Here is a 2,470-nt window from a genome sequence, read left to right on the forward strand (position 1 = left end):
TTTTTCCAACCAAATGAAAATCAGCTCTCCATTTCCGTTCAGGATGAAATTGAAATTCCGCCTGAAATTCAATGTTGTACGTTTTTAAATGCTGAATGAGAGTTGCCTCACCCTCACTCACCACACGTTCTTTTTTCACTGACACACGACGTTTGGTACGGCGTGGTTTTGCGTATTTAGCGTGATAGTCAGCGATTGAGATTGATGTCACTTAAGCTGCACCTCTATATTTCTTCTCATGGCTAAAGTTCGCTTCAACTAAAGCACGTGCTAATTGAGGACAAACCGAATTACCCACCATTCTGGTCTGCTCTGTTTTTGTTAAGCGAATTTCGTCTCCATGTTCATTTATCCCATGCGTAAAAATGTATGAATCAGGAAAACCTTGCGCTTTAAATAATTCAACCGGTTGCAACATGCGAAAACCAATATCAACAATTGAATATTCTTGCCCCTCAACTCGCACCAAGCCAAAACGATCCTTGGTTGGTATGGTCCGTAATGGTTCATTAACCGAATTGCCATCTCTTTCATTGCCATAAAATGCTGTTAAAAAAGCACGAACTTCAGCAAATTGGTTCACTGTGGTCATGGTGTGAATCGGCTCATTTAAATCTTGGCCAACACAGTTGTTCTTCATTTTAGATAAATGGCTTATCACTAATGAATTGTGGTCTTTTGCAGTAATGGTATGGATTGGATCTTGAATATCACTACCAATCACACCGGTATAATTCTTTGCTAAAAATGCAGAGACTAAACCATGGTGTCCACCTGTAGTAATGGTATGCAAAGGCTTAGAAACATGATTACCAGGATGACTACTCGTATTGACAATAAGACTTGGTGCAATCAAAGCATGGTGACCACCTTTAGTTTGAGCACAGATGGTTCGAAGTGGCTCATCAATCGGCATAGATCGTTTATTTGATGCATTGGCACATTCGGTTAATACAGGTGCAATTCCATTCACCACAAAAGGATCTTGAACATCTAATATAAATTTCTTAATCCCTGCTGCAATACGCTCCATTGTTGCTGTAGCTAATGGGCGATTACGAGTGAATATACTTGGTGCTTCAATACTCCAGTCGATACACTCTGCAGCTGTGCGCCAAGGTTTTAGGTTACCTTTTTGCACTTGGATTGAATTAGGATGGCCATGTGTTGGTTGTGGCCATTGAATTTTTAGACCATCACGCGCGCAATTAAGAAAAAACGTTTACGAATGGTGGGCGAACCATAGTCACATGCTCGTAATTCTCGATAGTCAACTTGGTAACCTTGTCTTTTGAGCGCATTCACAAATGAATTAAAAGTGCGTCCTTTATTTTTTGGGCATGGTTTTCCATCTGCAGCAAGATCACCCCAAGTTTTAAATTCTTCGACATTCTCAAGCATAATGACACGTGGGCGAGTTTTGGCAGCCCAACGTAGTGCAACCCATGCCAATCCACGTATCTTTTTTTCTACAGGCTTGCCGCCTTTAGCTTTTGAAAAATGTTTGCAATCAGGCGAAAGCCATACTAAGCCTACAGGCTGATTGTCTGTTACTTGGATTGGGTCAATATCCCAGACACTTTCGCAATAGTGCTTAGTATCAGGATGATTCACTCGATGCATCGCTAAGGCTTTTGGATCGTGATTAATTGCAACATCCACAGGACGATTAAATGCCTGTTCTAGACCGGTTGACGTTCCACCACCGCCAGCAAAGTTATCGATGATCAATTCGTGAGGAAGTAAATCAAACATAAGGACCTCCCAACTGCTTACGAATCGTTGCAGGTACTGCACAACCATCCAATTGGCACTGTTTTAAATATTCCTCTGGTTGATCAAAAGGATCTGGCCACTCATTGATAATTGGTGTATTCAATGGTTTAGCTGACGGTTTTAATTCCTGTGGTTTGGAAATATTGCGGTTACGCACATTCATTTTTTGCTTAAGTGCGTTTAAGCGCTCTTGTGCTTCGAGGTTTGAAATAGGTTTGTGCTCTACTCGCTTTTCTTGTTCGTTATCCCAAGTTAGCTGCTTTGGCTCTTGGTACCACTCTTGAACACGCCCTTTCAATTGGGCTTCAGCCAAATATTCACCATACAGTCTTACAAACTCATCTTTTGCTCGATGCATCTCACCATCAGCAATCAGAAGGCTAACTTGATCCAGTGCAAATTTAGCGATCGTGGTGATTTCTTGGAATTGAAAAACACCTTTCTCAATTTCAATAGCTTTGTGCTCAATAATCTTGGTGTACTCACACGCTTTCACCCATGCTTTTTCAGTATTCCACCAATCTTGACCAATACACAGAGTACGGAACTCAGCAAAGCTTGGCATGAATGTTTTGCCTGATGTACTCAGCAAAACTAAACCACGTTGGAATTGATGTGGCATCACACCTGCCAATGTGTTTGATGCAATCTGCTCAACCATGTTCATTGGAATTGCATTTTTGCCTTCCGCAGG

1 protein-coding gene and 2 pseudogenes are annotated in these 2,470 nt (G+C 41.4%); all 3 read right to left on the bottom strand.

Features of this window, described 5'->3' with window-relative positions; all coding sequences use genetic code 11:
• A pseudogene (locus AVJ19_RS20900) lies at positions 1 to 211 on the bottom strand (hypothetical protein); the annotation flags it as partial.
• Positions 212 to 1,755 (bottom strand): annotated as a pseudogene (locus tag AVJ19_RS20905) (DNA cytosine methyltransferase). It abuts the pseudogene before it with no gap.
• Positions 1,748 to 2,470: hypothetical protein (locus AVJ19_RS20910; RefSeq protein ID WP_213067283.1), on the bottom strand; the 723-nt coding region annotated here is incomplete at its 5' end. The gene AVJ19_RS20910 and the pseudogene AVJ19_RS20905, both read right to left, overlap by 8 nt.

The sequence above is a fragment of the Acinetobacter sp. CFCC 10889 genome (assembly GCF_003268395.1).
In the GTDB taxonomy this organism is placed as follows: Bacteria; Pseudomonadota; Gammaproteobacteria; order Pseudomonadales; family Moraxellaceae; genus Acinetobacter.